Source organism: Pleionea sp. WD8-19, assembly GCF_055326765.1.
Window position 1 is genome coordinate 1 of the sequence record NZ_JBUZOU010000014.1, and the last position, 20,558, is coordinate 20,558.

16 protein-coding genes are annotated in these 20,558 nt (G+C 40.2%); 8 read left to right on the forward strand and 8 right to left on the reverse strand.

What is annotated here, in order from left to right:
• Positions 1-270 precede the first annotated feature (270 nt).
• Both ACTUJY_RS15240 and ACTUJY_RS15245 read right to left on the reverse strand, forming a co-directional pair.
• Positions 271-870, reverse strand: coding sequence for a hypothetical protein (locus ACTUJY_RS15240; protein WP_463616972.1), 600 nt, complete (start codon positions 868-870; stop codon positions 271-273).
• A 3-nt stretch (positions 871-873) separates the two neighbouring features.
• On the reverse strand, positions 874-2,478 hold the full coding sequence (locus ACTUJY_RS15245) for an FAD-binding oxidoreductase (RefSeq protein WP_463616973.1): 1,605 nt from the start codon (positions 2,476-2,478) through the stop codon (positions 874-876).
• A 759-nt stretch (positions 2,479-3,237) separates the two neighbouring features.
• Here ACTUJY_RS15245 and ACTUJY_RS15250 point away from each other — a divergent pair.
• From ACTUJY_RS15250 to ACTUJY_RS15275, 6 genes are all read left to right on the forward strand, one after another.
• Positions 3,238-3,369: a hypothetical protein gene (locus tag ACTUJY_RS15250; RefSeq protein ID WP_463616974.1), complete on the forward strand. Its 132-nt coding sequence runs from the start codon at positions 3,238-3,240 to the stop codon at positions 3,367-3,369.
• A gap of 686 nt (positions 3,370-4,055) precedes the next feature.
• On the forward strand, positions 4,056-4,523 hold the full coding sequence (locus ACTUJY_RS15255; protein WP_463616975.1) for a hypothetical protein: 468 nt from the start codon (positions 4,056-4,058) through the stop codon (positions 4,521-4,523).
• Positions 4,520-5,047, forward strand: coding sequence for a hypothetical protein (locus ACTUJY_RS15260; RefSeq protein WP_463616976.1), 528 nt, complete (start codon positions 4,520-4,522; stop codon positions 5,045-5,047). Before ACTUJY_RS15255 ends, ACTUJY_RS15260 begins: the two co-directional genes overlap by 4 nt.
• 258 nt (positions 5,048-5,305) lie before the next feature.
• Positions 5,306-5,833 (forward strand): hypothetical protein, encoded by a 528-nt coding sequence (locus ACTUJY_RS15265; protein WP_463616977.1) that lies wholly within the window; start codon positions 5,306-5,308, stop codon positions 5,831-5,833.
• Positions 5,834-5,835: 2 nt separating this feature from the next.
• A complete protein-coding gene (locus ACTUJY_RS15270) occupies positions 5,836-7,863 on the forward strand; it encodes an alpha/beta hydrolase family protein (protein ID WP_463616978.1) in 2,028 nt (675 codons plus the stop codon).
• A gap of 568 nt (positions 7,864-8,431) precedes the next feature.
• Complete coding sequence (locus tag ACTUJY_RS15275; RefSeq protein WP_463616979.1) at positions 8,432-10,096, forward strand: ricin-type beta-trefoil lectin domain protein; 1,665 nt, start codon at positions 8,432-8,434, stop codon at positions 10,094-10,096.
• 78 nt (positions 10,097-10,174) lie between these two features.
• On the opposite strand, the gene ACTUJY_RS15280 is transcribed toward ACTUJY_RS15275, so the two are convergent.
• Positions 10,175-10,882, reverse strand: a complete 708-nt coding sequence (locus ACTUJY_RS15280) for a helix-turn-helix transcriptional regulator (protein WP_463616980.1) — start codon at positions 10,880-10,882, stop codon at positions 10,175-10,177.
• Positions 10,883-11,219: 337 nt separating this feature from the next.
• Positions 11,220-12,263: a winged helix-turn-helix domain-containing protein gene (locus ACTUJY_RS15285; RefSeq protein ID WP_463616981.1), complete on the reverse strand. Its 1,044-nt coding sequence runs from the start codon at positions 12,261-12,263 to the stop codon at positions 11,220-11,222.
• 149 nt (positions 12,264-12,412) lie between these two features.
• Here ACTUJY_RS15285 and ACTUJY_RS15290 point away from each other — a divergent pair, with 149 nt between their 5' ends.
• Positions 12,413-14,269 carry a S41 family peptidase gene (locus ACTUJY_RS15290; protein ID WP_463616982.1) on the forward strand — a complete coding sequence of 619 codons (1,857 nt, stop codon included), beginning with the start codon at positions 12,413-12,415 and terminating at the stop codon, positions 14,267-14,269.
• A 53-nt stretch (positions 14,270-14,322) separates the two neighbouring features.
• On the opposite strand, the gene ACTUJY_RS15295 is transcribed toward ACTUJY_RS15290, so the two are convergent.
• The 4 genes from ACTUJY_RS15295 to ACTUJY_RS15310 form a co-directional block, all read right to left on the reverse strand.
• Entirely contained in the window at positions 14,323-14,790 is a 468-nt protein-coding gene (locus tag ACTUJY_RS15295; protein WP_463616983.1) for a hypothetical protein, read from the reverse strand.
• A gap of 81 nt (positions 14,791-14,871) precedes the next feature.
• Positions 14,872-16,371: a coniferyl aldehyde dehydrogenase gene (locus ACTUJY_RS15300; RefSeq protein ID WP_463616984.1), complete on the reverse strand. Its 1,500-nt coding sequence runs from the start codon at positions 16,369-16,371 to the stop codon at positions 14,872-14,874.
• Positions 16,372-16,415: 44 nt separating this feature from the next.
• Positions 16,416-17,402 (reverse strand): D-2-hydroxyacid dehydrogenase, encoded by a 987-nt coding sequence (locus ACTUJY_RS15305; protein WP_463616985.1) that lies wholly within the window; start codon positions 17,400-17,402, stop codon positions 16,416-16,418.
• Between the two features lie 11 nt (positions 17,403-17,413).
• Positions 17,414-18,274 (reverse strand): 2-keto-4-pentenoate hydratase, encoded by an 861-nt coding sequence (locus tag ACTUJY_RS15310; RefSeq protein WP_463616986.1) that lies wholly within the window; start codon positions 18,272-18,274, stop codon positions 17,414-17,416.
• Positions 18,275-18,353: 79 nt separating this feature from the next.
• Between ACTUJY_RS15310 and uvrD the strand changes: the two genes are divergently transcribed.
• Entirely contained in the window at positions 18,354-20,552 is a 2,199-nt protein-coding gene (uvrD, locus tag ACTUJY_RS15315; RefSeq protein WP_463616987.1) for a DNA helicase II, read from the forward strand.
• The last annotated feature ends 6 nt before the right edge of the window (positions 20,553-20,558 follow it).

Consider the following 20,558-nt stretch of genomic DNA (forward strand, 5'->3'; position numbering starts at 1 on the left):
CTTTTATTATTTAATGCATGTACTGAACGAGCTTCCGAAACAGCCTGATGACTTAGAACCGTTAATGCCGTGGAATGTTGAGTTGAACGGTTAAGTCAAGTGTGTGTTTGCTCGGACGTTTACCAAAGGCACTTCTATCGCCAGCATTTGCAGCGATTACACCGACCGTGAGTAAATCCTTTTCGAGACAGAGTTGACGGGGTAACTCTTACGCCAAAAAATTTACTTCAATCTCTATTTATGCGTCGGAAGCTTAAACCCCAAGCCGAATTATCTGCCTTCCTCAGTTCTGCGAATGCGCATAGGCAAAAACTTTTTTAAAGAAACCAAAACTTGTTTAATTGGACTCGATATCCAGTATTTTCCAGCTATAAACATAGTCATCCAAAGCATATGTCGGCGAGTGCCATAGTACATTGAGCACCAAGGAGCATGCGTTATCGGTCCTTCATAAAGCACTTTTTTAAATACTTTTTTTTGTAAGTTAGCGATTTTAGGTTCCATTGAAGCCCCCATCATATACCGCTTGCCCAATGCTAAATAATCGTACAATGTCATAAAATAAATAAAGCCACGCTTAAAAATGCCAACCTCTTTATTTATCCAGATGCACGAACCTTCAACCAAATCATTGAGCGGTGGAAGTTCACTTACTAAATCAGCATTCTTAGGTATGTCGGATAAATAGCGATGGGGGACATTTGCGTTAAGCACATAACCGCCTACTACTAAATTACCGTCAAAAAAAACTCTTACCACTGATGCCCTTTTCAAATACTCTAGACTAGCATTATTCCCAGAAGCAGAGCGATATAAGTTGCTGTACTCGTTCAGTTCGTTTTCTTTTTTAATCACTTTTGTCAACTGCATTTTTTATCCTTTATAACATTCGTATCGGCCTGGAGAAATAATGTTGTTAGGGTCTACTGCTTTCTTAATAACACTCCGTAAACTTAAAGCATCGAATTCCAGCGCATTAGGTGTTAGTGGCATTTCATCAACGGCACGTCTATAAGGTATCCAGCCCTTATCAATGTATTTGGCTCTTAGTTTTTTTATCGTATTTTCTGCTCGTTCTGTTTCCTGATGGTCTGATGCGTTGTAGTACAGGCTGATAATGGCTTGGCAAAGTAATGGCGTTACAGCGGTTAGTGTGACTGCCATTTCAAAACCTTGTTTTCGAAACTCAGATTCCGTTAATGACAAACACGCTTCGACATCCTGTTTTGTCATTGGCAAAGAAGGAGCTAACCATACAAAACCGCAACCACTATTGACCGGGTCACAGTCGACTCTCGGTGTAGATGTTTGATGCCGCCAGTAACATCCTTTAAGTGCGATATTATCCGGATCACCGCTAAAGATACCCATAGCTCTACATATTTCATTTGTTTTAGTTTTCAATGATTTAATATTGGGTAACCAGCTCGCATTCTCAGCCAGCCAATTAACCAACTTTGACGATTTTTGAAAAATTGAATAGGGAAGGGTGTATACATTGGCAATGCCGCTGAGTCGTTTTTTTATTCTTTTGGCTTTTGCTTTAGCTACCGTTTTACTGCCAAATACTAAAAATGTAGCCATCCAAGGAGATATTTTTAGTTTGTTAAGTAACTCTTCTAACTCTTTTTCTTCAGGCCCAACGTTCGGGTTCCATTTTGAAAAGTCAAACTGGGCAAATACACCAAGTGTGCGGTAATGATTTCCAATATGTGGAAGTGCATCAACCGTTCCTTCAGCCTTCAGCTCTCTCATTATTTCAATATATTCACCAATCGAGGATTTGTCTTTGAGTTTGACAATACATCGAAGGTTGCTTTCTGTACGAGGAACCAGTTCAAAGCGAATTCTTACTACCACACCAATATTGTTTTGGGTAAATAGTTCATGAAGTCCTGCGGCTGCTCCAACGCGCCCAATATATCGGCCTGTACTCGGCAACAATGAGTATTCCTCTCCATTGGGTGATATCAATTTGGTGATCGCAAAATGTCGTACCCTATATCCAAGTGGAGAATGCCCAAAACCTCGCTCCATAATATTCCCGACCACACTGGTGTTTTTGCCAGCGCCTGTGCAGTCCATCATCCAATTTGTATCTTTAAGAAATTCCGACAGTTGACCTTGTGTTACACCAGGCTCAATCTCTACGCTGCCCAAAACAGGATCAAAATCAACGATTCGATTCATTTTATGCATATCGAGAATGACACAGTTGTCTTCAGATGGGCAGCTTTTGCCATACCCCCAGTTTTTTCCGCACGAAACTGGGTATACCGGTATGTTATGCTCGTTCGCCGCCGCAACCACCTTCTGTGCCTCATCAACATTTTGCGGATAAACAACGCCGTGAACATGACGGCGATGCGAAAACAGTCCGCTGTTCGACCGATCGTCTTGAAGCTCAACTGACTTCACTACACTAATGCCAGCCAAACTATCTGGCACGCTACTCTTATCTTTCTTACTAGAATTCAAAGTTTCTCCTTTCAATAAATACTTATTTTTTCAAAGCGATTAAGACCGTATAATTTTTTTTTAGACGAACACCCTTGAAAAAACCATACAAAAACTTAAAGTGCACAAGATTAAAGTAACTGCTTTCGACAAATAAGACGTTAGAAGTCAAACGATTCCTGTGGGAGAGCAGATTACTAAAATTAAAATCTTTGAGTTTGGGAAAAAATCATGTCAAAGTTACTTGGTTAATGATTTTGAAAATTTATGCAAAACCGGTCGCTTTTATGTTGCTCAACTGTTAAGCAATTACCTTCGTAAGTGTTTTAAATCATTCATTTTTTACGCGCGAAAGTCTATGCATTTTATTAGTAGACTCTAGTGTAATAATCACACTTGTGAATAATACCGATAACATCATAAAGGTCGTTTGTATCGCCTCGAATTTAAACAAGTATTGAACGTAAACAATGTAAGTTTGAAGTTGAAGGTGTATCGCAAATATGGATAACTGTTTGCATTGCGAAAGAAGGTGATGAGGGTAACTTAGATGTTTTAACTTAGGATAAAGTGCAAAGATGAAAAAGATAGGTGAAGTCGTGGAGTTTGTGTGGTCGACAGTAACCTAGAGTTAACACTCGAAAAATTGAGTTAATGTTATGGCTATTTGAAAATTGAAAGTCGCTAGGCGTTGATTATTTATAGCGCTTTGATTAAAAAACTGATTAGACCGCTTGATTTTGAACTTGTAATGTATAAATAGAATTTACAGCGGCAGTTATGCATAAGCATGGCAAATCAATTCCATATCAAAAAATGGTTTCCAGGTTCATTGATGAAGAAGATGAGGAAAAAACAGGCCAAGAAGTGGAGAAAGCCTTATCGATTTTTGGAATGACATTGCAACAATGAAACTTTAGTTTGGAAAAGTGGATGAAGGTATGTCTCAATCATGTTTATGATTTATGGACCCAATAAATGCATTTCTATCTGGCGAAATCCATTTTTAGAAGTAATGCTTAAAGTCTCTTAATTAATCTCAAGTGTATGCTGAATAGATCTTTATTTGCCAAGGTAGCGCGGAAAATTAAGCGCAGGTAATAAAAATCTGTTTGTTATTTTTCTAGAGGATAACTGTTAAGTGAATTTGTTTTATATTCCGCTTGTTTGTGTGGAAATATAAATATTTTGAACTAGAGACATCGACTCGTTCACTACCTGTATGTATAATTGCTCAAAATTCGGTCGATACTACAGTGCTAGTTGCTAATTTGTATGGATTTTGAGTTCTTAACAGTAATAAATTCCTTAAGGAATCGCAAAACTTTTGTTGATTCATGATTTAGTATTTCTAAGTATTCCGATAAATTGTCGTGACTTATAACTGTGAATATTCATTACAAGTTGATAGTTATTATATCGATTAATTATTCGACTCTTTAGTTGGTTTTTAGAATAAAGCTTTCTATTTAATCTATAGTGGATTTTATTAGAAAAGAACCATTCTTTGGAAAATATTGATGCTTTGTTGTTTTTTCGAAATGAATTTTAGTTTAAGTACCAAATAGTGAGCTTAGTAGAGTGATTTTGAGGTTAATATGAAAAAGTTTGTTATGTTTTGTTTATTAATGCCGTTATTCTCATGCATACATAAGTCAAAGCTAAATCCAGGTGAGCCATTGCAACCATTGATGCAATCGCAAGGATATCTTGGTGTGGTGATTAATACTCTCGATAGTTTAAGTAATATTCAGTTTAAGAATATGCAAACAAATGAAGAGTTTTACGTTGGTAGCGTGAAAAAAGGTTCGTCTCATATTACGCTGCAGCTTGATGAAGGTGAGTATTGCTTTGTTGGCTTTGATGTGTATGGTATGAGGATGGATTACAAAACTAATGGTTTTTGTACTTTCGTCGAGGCTGGTGAGTTAAATTATTTTGCTGAGTTCGTGGTAAGGGATCCTGTGACGACAACGATTTTTAATTTTGATAAATATATTAGGTTGTTGAGCAAAGATTTTCCGAAATTGTGTACTGAATTTGTTGGTAAAGGTTGTGAATCATGAAGTATATACTATTGATTTTCTTTTCATCAATTTCATACGCAGCGCAAGTTAGTCGATCTGATTTTTGTGAAGCAGAAAGTGAGCTACGGTTTTATAGGGCTGGTATAGAAGCCGAAAGACATAACTTTCAAGAAGAGGCATTTGATATCTATTGTAATTTAGCGTTTTTGGGAGACTATCGGGCGCAGTATAAAATTGCACGGTACTATTATAGTGGTATTGAGGGATATAAAGAAAAAAATATTTTGTTCGCTTATTTATGGGGAAAGTTATCTAATAGTCAAGTTTACAGTAAAAAGCGTGCTGTGTTTGTCGACAAAATAAAAAAGGAACTTGATGAGACAATGAAGCAAAAAGAGAAAAGAGAACATATTGACGATAGAACAGAGCTGTTCATTAGTATTTACTCTTCAATCCCATCTGGAGTTCGTATTGACATGAAGTATGAACCAATTGATATCCATAAAATATTAAAAGAAAAGAATAGGAAAAGAGCACACGTTGGATCACGTATAAAAAAGTGATGCTTTTGTGTTTGAAGTGAGTGCTTTAAAAATGTTTAACTTAGGTAGTTAATAAGTAGTAAGTAGATCCTGAATTTATACAATAAACTAAGCATTCGATAAAATATCGGCTTACTTAAAGCCGATGGAGTAAAGTCTATGAGGGCTATTGCTCAAGTAATTTAGGTACAATTATGTTCGAAAATAATCGATACGAAAGATATATTCAACCCTAATATAAAGTTTAGCTTTTCGAGTAATTAATATAGAGGAAGCGCATTGAAACAGTTTATCATTTTAATTGTAGTTGTTTTCGGGTTCATAGCAGGATGTAAAACAACAACGGTAGATGGTGTTGAGGTTCTAACCAGTAGAAAGCTATCTAGTATAAATAAGAAAGAAGGTGTGGTTGCATTTGGACTTGATTCAAATTTGAATATAACGCGCCTTGATATTAGAAAAGGCGATGAACTGTTTTCAGTGAAGTACGAGAATGACTTCGTTGTTACTGCATTGTCTTCTGGAAACTATAGAATAGAAAAAATATACATTAATGACTTCCAATACTTTGATCTGGATGATAAGAGTAATTGGAGCTTCAACATTAAACCTGGAATTATTAATTATGTCGGTCATTTAAGAATTAAAAGGCTCCCTTATCAGAAGTATCATTTAGATGTAACTAATCGAGCATCATTTATGTATAAGTTTTTAGAAAGGAATCACTCTGATTTACTTGTAATATATCGAGTGGTTTACTCGAATTTATTTAATGATGACTTTTTTAATTTGGTTCAGGGAAAATGATTATGTTTAACATTAACAAGCATCTTCGGTTATTACTTATCATTATTTTAAGTATTGGTTACTTAAAAGCTGAAACAATTCCTGTTGATACATTGATTAGCAATGCAGATTACTCTTCGTTTAAACTATCGCCAAACGCAAAATATATCGCAGGACAAGGCTTTCACAATAATTCGCATACCATAGAAGTTTTAAAATCATGGGATAGTCAATCTTATGTTGTTCTGAGTTTAATTCATAATTCTAATGCGAAAATAAATGACTATATTTGGTTAGATAATAATACTTTGGTCGTTGATTATGTGAGTCAAACAGGAGCGGACTTGTTTGAGTTGATTGATATTGTAGAGCAACCAGAGTTGGATTTTCATAGCAAAGCAATCCCGTTTAAGGGAGAAATACTATCTGTCTTAGACGACAGTGAAGAAGTTATACTTAAACACGCCAATAGTCAGGAAAATGACTTTGACCTCTATCGTTTAAACTTAAGGACTTTTAGTCGAATTATTGACTTAAAAGACAAAAAACTCAATTCAGAAGGAAAAGCGAGGCACTTTTGGCTAGATGAACAAAATAATCTTGTAATGAAAAAAGTTATCGAAAACGATCAACTCACATACTATAGGAAAGTCGAAGGACGTTGGGAAATTTTTTATCGAGTAAATGGACTTGAAATATTTCAACCTATTAAGCTACTGGGAAACGAGAAAGTTGCTGTATTAAGTAATAGTGGTCGAGACAAAGTCGAGCTAGTGAAATATAATTTAGTAACGAGCGAATTTGATGAAGTAATTTACAGTAATGAACAGCATGATATCGAGAATGCTGGGTTTTGGAAAGGAACTGATCAACTGGCATATGTAACTTACCATTCGGAAGGTGTTCCAAGAACTCATTATTTTCAATCTTATAATAAAATACTTTCTAAATATTTATCAAAAGGTTTTAAAGGAAAAATCAAATATATTTTGAGTAGAGATGCAGCTGGTAAAAACGTTATTGTAAAAGTAACAAGCTCATCAGACTCTGGATATTTTTATTTGGTAAACCCCGATGAAAATAAAATAATGGGGTTGACACCCAGTTACGAAAAGTTACAGCGCTATAATCTATCTGAAACAGTTGTATTCAATATTACAAATTCGGATGGAAATAAAATTGAAGCGTTTTTTACCCCTCCAGTTGGAATAGATGAAAAATACCCATTGTTGGTAATGCCACATGGTGGTCCAATTGGTGTTCGAGAGTTGAATGATTACGATCCAGATTTACAGTTTTATACCTCGCGTGGTTATGGTGTATTAAGAATGAATTTTAGTGGCTCTTTCGGCTACGGTAGGAAATTTTTAGAAGCCGGTATTGGTGAGTTTGGGCGTAGAATAGAAGCTGACATTAATGAAGTTGTTAGTGAGTCATTTAGGCGATTTCCTATTGATGAAAGTAAAGTTTGTATAATTGGAGCCAGTTACGGAGGCTATTCAGCGTTAATGTCGACAGCGCAATATCCTGATCTTTACCGGTGTGCAGTATCCTCCTATGGAATATTTGATCTAGAGCTGCTTTATAACCAGTCTATTAGCTTCAATACGGAAAAACAGAATCAGAAAATAGCTAATGTTATCGGAGCGGAGGAAGATATTAAACATCGTTACTCAGAAATGTCTCCAGTGTATCATGCACATAAAATTAACGTTCCAGTGTTGTTTATTGTTGGAGGGGTGGATTATATTGCGGACTTAGAACACTCCTATCGTATGGCATATTTATTGGAAAAAAATAACAATAAAGATATCGAAATTATTACCTACCTGAGAGCAGGGCATGGTCCTGACAGTTTAATATCCCATCGTACTCAGCTGGTCATTATTGAGTCATTTGTGCGAAATGCACTTGGTTTTGAACAAACATTCGATGAAGTCATTAAAGAAGAGTTGGAAAATACGCTTACATATTTAAATGCTCGCAATGTAAATGAGGAAGGCCGCAAAATCAGCAACCGGTTGTCACGAATGCTAAAGTCCTATCATTAAAGTATCTCGTATTTTTGCTGCGGAGTGTAAATAGTTTAAGAAGTTGGAGATTGACTCATGAATAAACAAAGATTATTTATGACTGTTCGAACTCAATTTTTGAGTCCCTTTTAAAAATAAGAAATCAAATATTAGTATGATTCATCTATTTTTTAGAGCTCAAATTTCATGTTTTCCATCATTTTTTAAATGGAATAATTCATAGCCACTCGGAAATTAAGTATTCTGCCCGCCATGGTATGCGAAACAATGTGTAAAAAAATGCATGATTCGTTATTTCACTTTTCTCTGGCTAAACATTAGGGCTTTTTCATTTTACCTAGCTGTAGAACCACTTTCTTCGGACTTAAGTCCTATTTTATTATCGGATATTTAGATTTTTGAACTCCCTCATTAATTGATAAAAAAGATTCGCTCGAACGTTATAAAAATATTGCAGATTTCAATCAAGTTCTACACTATAAAACGCACAATATTGTGACTCAAAATATTCCATGGAATTGCCTGAAAGAGAGTACGAAATTCGTCAGTCGAACTATTAATAATAATTTAACTTGAAGGTGTAAATATGAAAACTTACATTGAAGTAGCTATGTTTGGCTTACTTTTATTTTTTCATTGTCAAAATGTGGAAGCCAGTACTGAAATAGAAAACGCGTCCAGTCGTAGCTTAAGTGTATCTTACAGTTCTATTACGGCACAAAATGGTAAGTGTTTAGACGAGCATTGGGATCACTATCGAGACGTTACAAACCCTGGTCGTATACAAGTTTGGGATTGCTTTGAGCCGAATGCAAATCAAAAGTGGTTTTATAACCTAAGTACTCAAGAAATTCGGTTGCAAAACGGTCAATGCCTAGACGTTCATTACCCTGATTATGTCAATAAACCTGCGGTGGGCAAAGTTCAGGCTTGGTCTTGCAGTGGGCAAAACAATCAAAAATGGATTTATGAGTCGAGTACAAAGCTTTTAAAGTCAACCAATGGCATGTGTCTGGATATTCAAGGCTCGGCCTACAATAACGGAAGCAATGGCCCTTTTGTACAACTGTATCGTTGCAAGTCAGCGTCGGAGTGGCGAGAAAACCAAAAATGGAATTTATCCGGTGCATCGAGTGGAACGATTGATCTCAAAGACTATTTATTTAACAGTGACCCTCGATCGGCCAATGTTCATCGAATATATGGAGGTGAGTACGATGGGGCGTCTAAGCCAATTCGGGCTTATGTACCTTCCAACATTCGTATGACCACGCCTCCCGCTGGAGCTACCGGTTTTTACATCGTTAAAAACGACGACGGTACGCATTTCGAAGAGTATTATTATGATAACAGTCACTTTTACTTAGTGAGAGACACTTCATGGGATAGACACTGTCACAGCAGTAACGTCAATGAAGATGGAGACAGTTTTGAGCTGCGTGATGCGGGGACAAATAAGTTAGGCGGTAGGTTTTTACCACGATATGTGGTCCCAAACGGCCAGCCTGTAACGGTAGGTAACTTTAGAATTATTGCGCGTTCCGATCGCAATGGACTGGAATGCGATAGTAATTGGGCCAATCCCCAGCAAGTGACAAACAGAACATTAACGTTTACACACCATAATAGCCTAACTTTGGATACCGGTTTGACGTTTAACGATGTTATCGAAGTCAATGTAACGAATGGTCCCGGAGTTGGAGAAAAATATTTCTTTGCAAGGAATAAAGGATGGATTGGGTTTGTGGGTGTAGGCGGTAATGTCAGTAGCTATGTGTTTGAAATGCCTTCTCCAAGAGAATATGCTGTGAGCACCAATGTTGAACCATATCGAAGTTGCACAACCAATAATACATACGGTTGGTATTGGTCGAATCCTCCGATGTATTCGTTCTACGGTAAAGACGGTAATGATTATTATGCGAGTACGTTTTGGCACAACAGCGGGTATTTGGCTTATGGACCATACGATCGTAGTTTTGGCAAAGGGATGCATACCGCAAGTTTTTACTTAAGAATTGGTTCCTATTCTTCGAGACAAAAAGTGGCAGTTATCGATGTAGTGTCTAATGTTGGTAAAAATGTCTTGGCTCGAAAAGATATTTACAGCACTGATTTTGGTGGCAGTAATAAGTGGGGAACTTTTACACTCGACTTTTATGATCCTTGGTGTGGCGATTTAGAAACTCGAGTGCATTGGTTAGATAAAGCCAATATGCATTATGGTCAATCGTGGATTAATAAAAGATAAGTCAATATTCATGCTAACCATTGAAAAGGGCTATTTCAATGAATAGCCCTTTTCAGTTCAGTTACATTATTAATGCGATTAAGATTGAGTTGATTTTAATAGTTGATGCTCTTTAAACGATTGATACGTTAACCATCCCAAAAGTGCAATGATGAAAAACGTAATGGGTGTCGCACCGCCAAAACGTAAGCTGATCTGAAAGTACAAATAGGGAATGAATATCACGGCAAACATTGCGGACCAATAAGATCGTTTGAACAACCCTATAGTTATTCCTATCAGCAATAGGATATTGATAAAAAAGGAGACCGGAATTATAAAAAAACCTCGGCTTTGTGCCAGTGACTCAGGGTAGACGATCTTTTCTCCATCCCATTCTGCCTTTGGTTGAGGAGTGTTCTCTAGATGGTCTTGGCTGACTATGCTTACGCCAGCCCATTGAAGTGTCTGGTTTTCATCAAGGTGGGTTAAAATTTTACCATAGAGTAATAAGTGAACAATTAACGCTAAACTGCAAATCAATAAGCTTGCATTCAAGCGCCAATTAAATGCTTTAAAACGAGATTGAGCTGGTTGGTTTTTGCTCACTCCTTGCTTGTCTTCCAGTACATTTCTTTCAATGTTAAATACGGATAATAACGAGTTTAATGTCTCCATTGAGCAAGTATGGGTATTTTCGACTCGTTGTATCGTTCTCAAGTTCACATTGCAAAGTTCTGCGAGCTGCTGCTGTGACCAACCTCTCTCGCCTCGCATGTTCTTAACTACATTTTCTTTTAATTTCATACACATCACGTGTTCCCCCGGTAAATCAAAGTAGACTCAATATACCGGGAGCACGGCTCCTTTTTATACGACATTTGTACGACTGTCGTAATGATTTCACAGTGTTACACCTGTTATTCACACAAGACTAGTCGTTTTCACGAAACGCTGGTGTAATCCTCCCAAAAAAATTGAAGCCGTTAAAAGTAAAAATTCACATTCTTTTTAAGGCATGTCGACTTTCAGTTCACATTGATAGGGATACTTGACTGAAAGGGCTCGTTAATAATATTGAGTATTGTACTTTTCACAGCCAGAGCTTGCGATTCAGGCTTGGTGATATTGTCGTTTGTATTTTTTATTGTTTGGAAAAACGTAGGTTTTGGGATGGAATGTCACCTGTCTTGTTACTAAATTCACCTACGGCTTCTAAATTAACATTATCAAACAAAACGTTTCCTTTTCCACTCAAAAAGAAGCCATACGCTAATACGCCCGTTTTTTCTGGCACGTCAAGCGATAGTGTCATCTCGGTCCAATCGGTGTCCGATTCGATAGCCGAACGTTCAATTTCAGAGTTCGTAAAGGCTAGGACATCATGGCCTTGAAGGTGACTGTCTGCCCGGAGGAATAGTGAAACGGTGCCGTCAAGATTATCGGCTTTAACCTTCAGGCTAAGCTCGACTTTTCGATTTCGAAAGTGCTCTTGCCACCCTTTTTGCATTAATGTGATAAATCCTTTGGGGTTGTCGTTTGTATGGTAAATGAGAGCGCTTGGGGCGGGTAAACCTTCAGCTTCTTCTAAACAAACTTTATAGTCCGTTGGGTTGCTTCCCGAAATTATCCAGCCTGAAATCGGCTTGCAGGTCTCATTCACTGCTTTGTGCGTGAAGCCCATATATAAAGGAATAAAAATGAAACAAAACAAAATAGGCAGTCGAAAGGCCAGATATCGCACTTGAGTTGTTGTGTACCACTTTTTTGCTTTTCTCGGTACGACTTGAGAGTAAGAATCACTCTGAGTCTCAAGTTTTTGAATCGTAGGCACCGAGACATTGTCGAGGCTTTCATTTTTCCTTGTTGTCGGTGAATTGAGTTTAACGTCGACAATGAGTTGATAGCCACTTTTGGGTATTGTTTTGATATAGGGCTGCTTTGACGGGTCTGCAGCAAAGGCCTTTCTAAGAAGGGCAATCAGTCGATTTATTGCGCTATAAGAAACAACCTGTTGTGGAAAAATGTTGGCTAAAAATTGTTCGCGCGTAACAACATCCGGAGCCCTTTCAATGAGTATCATCAGTGCTGCTGCACTTTTGGGCTCGAGCGTAATTAGCCGGTCATTCAGTGCGAGTGTTCTGTTTTCTAAGGTGAACGTAAATTCACCAACTTGATAAGTGCGCAAAACTAAAACCTTTTATGACTTTACACGTCCATCACATTTTCCTCTAATTTATATCAAACATTTGCGATTAAAAATATGGTTAATATTGTCTTTCGTTACTAATTTCCTAAGTAGTGCGATTTGTTTACATCTAAAAAGGAGTAAATTTTATGCGAAAAAAGAAATGGGTCATTGTTCCAATATTGTTGAGTTCGTTTATTTTCAGCTGCTCATCGAATAACTCTCAACCCAACCAAGAGCAACAAGAATTACCCCAACAAGCGCAGCCTTTGCCCGTTGTTGACTTTAGTAGCAAAATTGATCGGCTTGTCACCTTTGCCCGAGTGGCGACGAATATAGAGTTTTTTTATCCAGGAGATGGCGCCAAGGCAACGGATTGGGATAACTTTCGAGTTTATGGAATGTATCGTATTAGCCAAACCAATACCCAAGAAGATTTTATCAATGAAATGCGATCATTGTTTGAGTCCATTGCGCCCGATGTTACCTTCAATGATGCGAATAAAAAGATTCCTCAATTTGAGGCCGGTGACACCATTGTACTCTTAGCGCAAGCTGGGTATTTAGACAAATTTAGCACTAAACCTTCCGTGTATTTTCGAGAGTATGAAACCCTTGATTTTTCATTACTGGGAACAGAAGCGTATCATCCGTCCTCGCTTAATTATCAGTTTGACTATGGCAATTTAACTTTCGATATGCCGCTGGTGCTTGAGTACCAAGAGGGGCAAAGTGTCCCTGAAGGCAACGCTTTTACCGATAGTACCGAGTGGGAGCTGCCGATGAACGTTGAAAACCCCTATGCTTGTTTGTCGGCGTCAGCCAAATTATGGGCCGTAATACAAAATTACTGGCCATATTTCGAAACGATTACAGTCGATTGGGAGCAAGAGCTTCCGTTATTGCTTGCCAGCTGTGCGTCGGATAACCGAGGTGACGCTGTTCGTCAAATGATGCAGTCACTCACTAAACTGGAGGACAATCATGTTGGTCTTGCCATCAATGCGGGTAATCCCTTCAGTGACTCATTTGGCCTTTACACTTTACCTGTAAGTTTCGATTGGATAGGAAATCGGTTAATTGCGATATACAAACATGGTGAAACCGCACCAAGCTCAATCCGTTTAGGTGACGAATTATTAGCCATTGACGATATAGCCGTTAACGAAATCGTAGAAGAATTTGCGCCATTTACTTTGAAGTCAACGGACAAACGGAGACATTGGGCTGCGATGTTTTATATGTTACGTCGTCAGAAAGACACCATGGTAAAGCTTACTCTTAAAAACCATCAGGAAGAGGTTTATGACTTAGAGCATCCTGCGAGCGAGGCGATTTATGAGCTTATTATTCCGGCGATGGAGTCTTATGCTCATTTTACCAACACTCAACATAAGGTACTGGAAAACAACATTCACTATGTTGATCTTTCCATTACTTACGAAGACGATGTTGAAGAGACCATTGAAAAGCTGCAATCGGCCGATGCAATTGTTTTAGATTTTCGCAGTTACCCAGAAAGTTGGAATGGCTGGCGTAACACTTTGGCGCACTTTTCCGATAACCCGATACTTTCGGCCCCTATGTATATCAATATGCCCGCGGCACCTGACCGGAGCGATGTGTATAAGCACTTTATTCCACAAAGCATTGAGCCCGCACTGCCTAGAATTAATGTGCCGACGGTGGTGTTAGCGTCTCGATACAGCCAAAGTTCAAATGAGCATGCACTTGCCTATATTCAAGATGCTCAGTTACCCATTATGGGTGAACCTACTTCAGGTATAAATGGCAATATCACGGAAGCTTTTGCCAATAAAGGTAAGAGTAATGGAGGGCTTCGGTTGATATTTACAAGCATGGAAGTGACACAACATGATGGTAGCCCACACATTGCGACGGGGATTGTTCCTGATATTTATGTTGAGAGATCGATCCAAAGTTTTCAGCAAGGGGAAGATAACCAACTGCAAGCGGCTATTGATTATTTGTTAAGTCGTCTGTAATGCTATTGCGAGAAAAGTAATGACAGGTGTGCTTTTCTCGCTCTTTCAATAACTCAATCATCTTCCGAAAGCATGTATTCATCTTGCTTTATTAATTCAGCAATCTTTTTGGCCAGATCAATACGAACTTCGTCGCTGCACAGTCCTTTAGGAATTTGTGTTTTTATAAAGTTGTCAGCGATAAAGCCACCATAACGAACGCCTTGCACAAAAGCTTTGAATTTTATTTCAACGTCGGCGGCAATTTTATTGGCGCTGTAATTTTTAACCTTGGCGTAACCTGCGAATTTTTTAATGTTTTCGTGAAGTTTATCGTTGAATGCTTTCGAATTGGTGTTGACATCCAAATAAGTGTCTAACGCGCATAATTCGGACAATAGGTTAATATTAAGTACGTAATTATAGCTTTCAATCATATAGCTGTTAACGGTATTGCCGAGTTCTGTATTTTCATCGGCAGCGGTAGCCGATAAGGATAAAACGGAACACCAGGTGACGAGTATTTTGTTAATGGTTTTCACATCGGGCTCCCGGAGTAGCTAAGTCTTTGAAAACTATAGCCTACGCTGATTGAATTGCCAATGGCGTAGGCGCTAACTTGATTAACGCAAGTAAAACATATAAATCAGTTTATGGATCCAACGGCCATAAGGCGGCAGGGCTAATTTAGTGGAGTTGATGCGCCCACGTTTAAATACGGCCTTAGCTTTGGAAAAGGTTAAGAAGCCTTCGCGTGCGTGATATTGGCCCATTCCTGAGGGCCCAATACCACCAAATGGCAGGTCTTCCTGGGCCACGTGCGTAATAGAATCATTGATACACACTCCACCAGCATGAGTCTCGCGTAACACTTTTTTCTGAAGCTTTTTATCAAACGTCATAAGATAAAGTGCGAGTGGTCTTGGCCTTTTTTGGATTAAGCGAAGGGCATCGTCTATGTTTTCATAACTCATTATGGGGAGTATTGGACCAAAAATTTCTTGTTGGCTGAGATTTAAATGTGAAGGCGGGTCAATCACCAACGTTAGTGGAATTTTACGCTTGCCAGGCTCGAACGTTTCATTAGCAGGGTTTATCTGTATTAAGTTGCAACCGGCGGATTCCGCCTCGGCGATCCAGGCTTGCAGTCGACCGTATTGCGAGCCATTGACAATGGCCGTGTAGTCGGGGTTTTCTGCGATATGTGGATACATCGTCTGAAATTGATTCTCGAGCACTTCAATTAAGCCTGCGACTCTGTCTTTTGGACACAGAACGTAGTCGGGTGCGACACAGGTCTGTCCGGCATTGAGGCATTTACCATAAAGTAACCGTTCGACCGCGATATCCAGTGGTATGTCATCATCGATAATAACCGGTGATTTGCCGCCCAGCTCTAAGGTCACAGGGGTAAGATTATTAGCTGCTGAGCGCATGACATGTTTACCCACTTGAGTGGAGCCGGTGAAGAACAAGTGATCGAAAGGTAAGGCGGAAAACCCTGCAGCAATATCGGCATCGCCTTCTACGATTGCAACTTCGGTGTGATCGAAAACTTCTTCAATCATTTCACGAATGATGCGATTGGTATAGGGGGTAAACTCAGACATTTTTATCATGGCGCGATTACCCGCCGCTAATGCACCAATCAAAGGTCCGAGTGAAAGATAAATGGGATAGTTCCAAGGTACAATAATGCCGACGACTCCCAGTGGTTGGTATTCGACCCAGGCTTTTGCGGGTTGGAACAACCATCCTACGTGACGCTTTTCCGGTTTCATCCAACGACGCATCTTTTTTAATGCGTAATTTAACGACATGACGGTCGGAAGGATATCGGCAAGTAATGAGTCGTCGTTAGAGCGATGTGAAAAATCCGCGCTTAAACTTTTTAATAAACGTTCACGATTTTTCAACAGGCTTTTTTTCAGAGCGCGTAACATTTCTTTGCGCTCTTTGAGACTTGGATAGGGCTGTGCAGTAAAGGCATGCTTTTGCTGTTCAAAAGTATCCTGCATAAACACCCGACTGTCGTTACTGCGAGCCGGTTGCAAATCACTTAATGCGGTATCATCAATCGTAGCTTCGTTTTTTTTGACGGTCATAGGTTCAGTGACTGACATGTTGTTGTTGCTCAAAGTCATGGATTATTGAGTTAATCCTTGGGTTAAACGACACGATTTTTCAGTTGCCCATTCTGAAAGGCTAACACATTTTGTGCAAGTTGGTTGACTAATCTTTGCCGTGCTTCAACACTTGCCCAGCCGATGTGTGGCGTGAGCATCAAGTTTGGAATATCCTTTGCTAACAGTGGGTTATCCGCGGAAGGTGGTTCTACCGACAGCACGTCGAGACCGGCTGCAGCCAGTTGCCCTTTTCGCAGTGCTTGTGCCAGTGCGATTTCGTCGATCAGGCCACCGCGTGCCGTATTGATCAGCACCGCACCGGGTTTGAGTTGCGATAAAAACGATTGATTGACCAGTTTTTCTGTTTCTGATGTTAAGGGACAGTGCAAACTGATGACATCGCATTGAGGTAGCATTTCGTCCAAGCTGATTTTATTAAACGCTTCAGGTCTACCGGGCAATTTTGCAATAAGTATTTTCATCCCTAAGGCGCGAGCGACATCGCTCACGGCTTTTCCAATGGTGCCATAACCGATAATGCCTAAGGTTTTTCCCGACAATTCATGGAATGCCTGTGGTAAAAGGACAAACTGCTTTTGATTGTGCCAGCCCTGTTCTTGTAACGCTTTCTGAAGTTGCGACAGTTTTGAATAAAGCGAAAGCAGCAAACTGTACGTGATTTGCACCACACTGTGGGTGGAATAGTCGCTAACATTGCTAACGGCGATGCCCAACTCTTTAGCGGCGTTCAGATCCACATTGTTGGTACCGGTTGCGGCAATGGCGATGAGTTTGAGCTGCGGTAATTGACTTAACACATCGCGATTGAGCGGCACTTTATTGCTGATAATCACTTCTGCATGTTGGCTACGCGTTAGCACTTGTGGCGGTTGAGTATAAGCGTGAAGCATGAGGGGATCGCAAGCTGTCCGTAAAGCAGAAATATCGATGTCCCAGTGCTGATCGAGCAGCTGCTCACCTTCAAACTGAGGTATCATCGTTGCGGCGTCGAGAAAAACCGTATTCATGGTATTTCAGCCTATTCAATGAAAAAGGAAATTTGCCCCAGAGTACCAAAGTCGGCGTGATAATTTCCGGGAGTTGCTGGTATCATTTTACCCAGTGCACCAGTGATCAGCAGCTGTTCTTTTTCTAACGAATATCCGTTATGTAGCAATGTATTAACAAGCCACAGTAAGGCTTGCCATTGATCACCGAGCGCATCGCTACCCTGTCCGTTGTTGATTGCTTTGCCATTGAGCGTCAGTGTCACCTGTAACGCGTTTAATTCGGCGACGGCGTCGATCGATTTGGCCTTGCCAACAATGAACCCATTAGCGGCGACATTGCCAGCGATAATATCAATGCCCTGTAATTGTTTGAGATTGGCAAAATCAAGATTGGGTAATTCGATCACCGGCAAGACTTCTTTGATCAACGACTTAAGGTGCGACACATCTTTAACCGGTTGGGTGATGGGTTGCCCAAGTCGAAAGCCGATTTCCGTTTCGAGCATTAATTTTCCAAATTCGTTGTGATGAATTTTCGTGCGTTCAGTAAAGTCTCCACTTTGAAACAAAACACCCGTCAGCGATGATTTTACGTTGAACTTTTGTTGCCCGGCGGTGGAGGTTAAGCCGGCTTTATAACCGGCGACGGTGTCATCTTTCTGTCTAAGCTTTACGTAATTGCGCTGTATCTGGTAAGCGGTATGGGCATCAATGTGGGGTTGACTGAGGGATTGTGAAAGAAGCGGGATTGGCTCCTTTTGCTGCCACTGTTTGAATAATTGAATGGCAAAGTCGTCCTCAGCAAAGAGTGTTTGTGTGCCAGCCAGTATAATGAATAGCTGAATAAATAGCGCTAAGAGATGTTTCATGGCGTAAGTGAGTGTTTGCATTAAAGGTTGTGCGAGCATAACCGAAAATGAAGTTTTAACAAAGCCTGCATGCTACTCGTTTAACTGGTAGAATGCCGCCATGAATACGCATCCTATATTACATTTTCTAAACGACGCTCAGCAGCAAGCGGTGACTTCCGATGCGCCGGCGTTGCTGGTATTAGCTGGAGCTGGCTCGGGTAAAACTCGCGTGCTGGTGCACCGCATAGCTTGGTTGATCAGTGAGTGCAATATTTCACCGCACGCGTTAATGGCGGTTACTTTTACCAATAAAGCGGCGCATGAAATGCGCTCACGAATCGAGGACTTGATGGGTCGGCCAGCCAACAGCATGTGGATTGGCACCTTTCATGGGCTGGCACATCGACTGTTGCGTGCACATGCCAAAGATGCCGGATTGGACGATAACTTTCAAATTCTCGATTCCGACGATCAATTGCGCATTGTCAAACGGGTGGTGCGTGAAATGGGGCTGGACGAAGATGAGTGGCAGCCTAAGCAGGCGCAGTGGTTTATCAGTGCGAAAAAGGACGACGGCTTACGACCACAGGACATAGCCCACAACGGTGACCTTTTTACCTCAACCATGACCAGCATTTATTCCCATTATGAGGATGCATGTCGCCAATCTTCCTTGGTGGATTTTGCGGAATTATTGTTACGCGCTTACGAACTATTACGCGATAACGAGCATTTACGAGAACATTATCAGCAACGCTTTCGTCATATTCTGGTCGATGAGTTTCAAGATACCAATGCCATTCAATACAATTGGATAAAACTGATAGCACATCGTCACAATGAAATCACCATTGTGGGAGACGACGATCAGTCGATTTATGGGTGGCGTGGAGCACGTATTGAAAATATTCATCAGTTTCAAAAAGATTACGCGGATTGCGAAACCATTCGCTTGGAGCAAAATTACCGTTCCACATCGACCATTCTCCAAGCCGCCAATGCCGTAATTGCCAACAACAATGATCGACTGGGTAAAAATTTGTGGACGAGTGGTGATCAGGGCGAACCCATTTCATTGTACGCGGCGTTTAATGAACAGGAAGAAGCGCGGTTTATCGCGGCACGCATTCAAGATCACGTTAACCAAGGTAACAATCACAGCGAATGCGCAATCTTATATCGCTCAAACGCACAGTCGCGAGTACTCGAGGAAGCGTTATTACAACGTAATATTCCTTATCGAATTTACGGTGGACTACGATTCTTCGAGCGAGCGGAAATTAAAGACACGTTGGCTTATTGTCGCTTAATAACCAATCGAAATGATGACGCTGCGTTTGAGCGTGTCGTTAATACCCCAACTCGTGGTTTAGGACAAAAATCCATTGAAACAGTGCGTGAAGTGGCTCGAGCCCGACAAATTTCTTTATGGCAAGCCGCCAGTGCGGTTGTTGAAGAAAGTCTGTTGCCCGCTCGTGCGAAAAATGGCTTGATGACGTTTCAAATGTTGGTTCAAAACCTGACGTTTGAAACTCAAGATCTTGAACTTCACCAACAAATTGATTTTGTGATTGAAGCATCCGGTTTGTTGGAAATGTATCTGAGAGAAAAAGGCGAAAAAGGCCTAGCACGCAAAGAAAACTTACAGGAGTTGGTGTCGGCCGCGCGTGAGTTTGATGCCGATGAGTATGGGTATGACGATCCTGATTTTGAAGCCGAAGATGAGGGCATGCCTCCACTGGTTGCTTTTTTGTCTCATGCATCTCTGGAAGCGGGTGATACGCAGGCCGAACAATACGAAGACAGTGTTCAATTAATGACTCTGCACTCCGCGAAAGGACTCGAGTTTCCTATTGTGTTTATGACCGGAATGGAAGAAAAATTGTTTCCGCATCAAATGTCGATGGACGATGCCGATGATCTCGCTGAAGAACGCCGTCTTTGTTATGTGGGTATTACTCGCGCCATGAAAAAGTTGTACTTATTACATGCTGAAAAACGTCGTTTATGGGGTAAAGAAACTTATCCTTCCATTTCTCGTTTTGTGCGTGAAATTCCCCAGCAATTGATCGAAGAAATCCGTTTAAATGCTCAAGTCTCACAGCCCATGTTTAATCGCAGTTCGTTGTTCGACAGTGATGATGGCCCGGAAGGTTTTCAACTAGGACAAATGGTGGAGCACCCAAAGTTTGGGCAAGGGGTTATTTTAAATTTTGAAGGGAGTGGTCCACAGGCTCGGATCCAAATTAATTTTGAGTCGGTTGGGCCGAAAACATTGGTGATGGCTTACGCTAAATTGGAGCCGGTGACTGTTTAAGGGTTT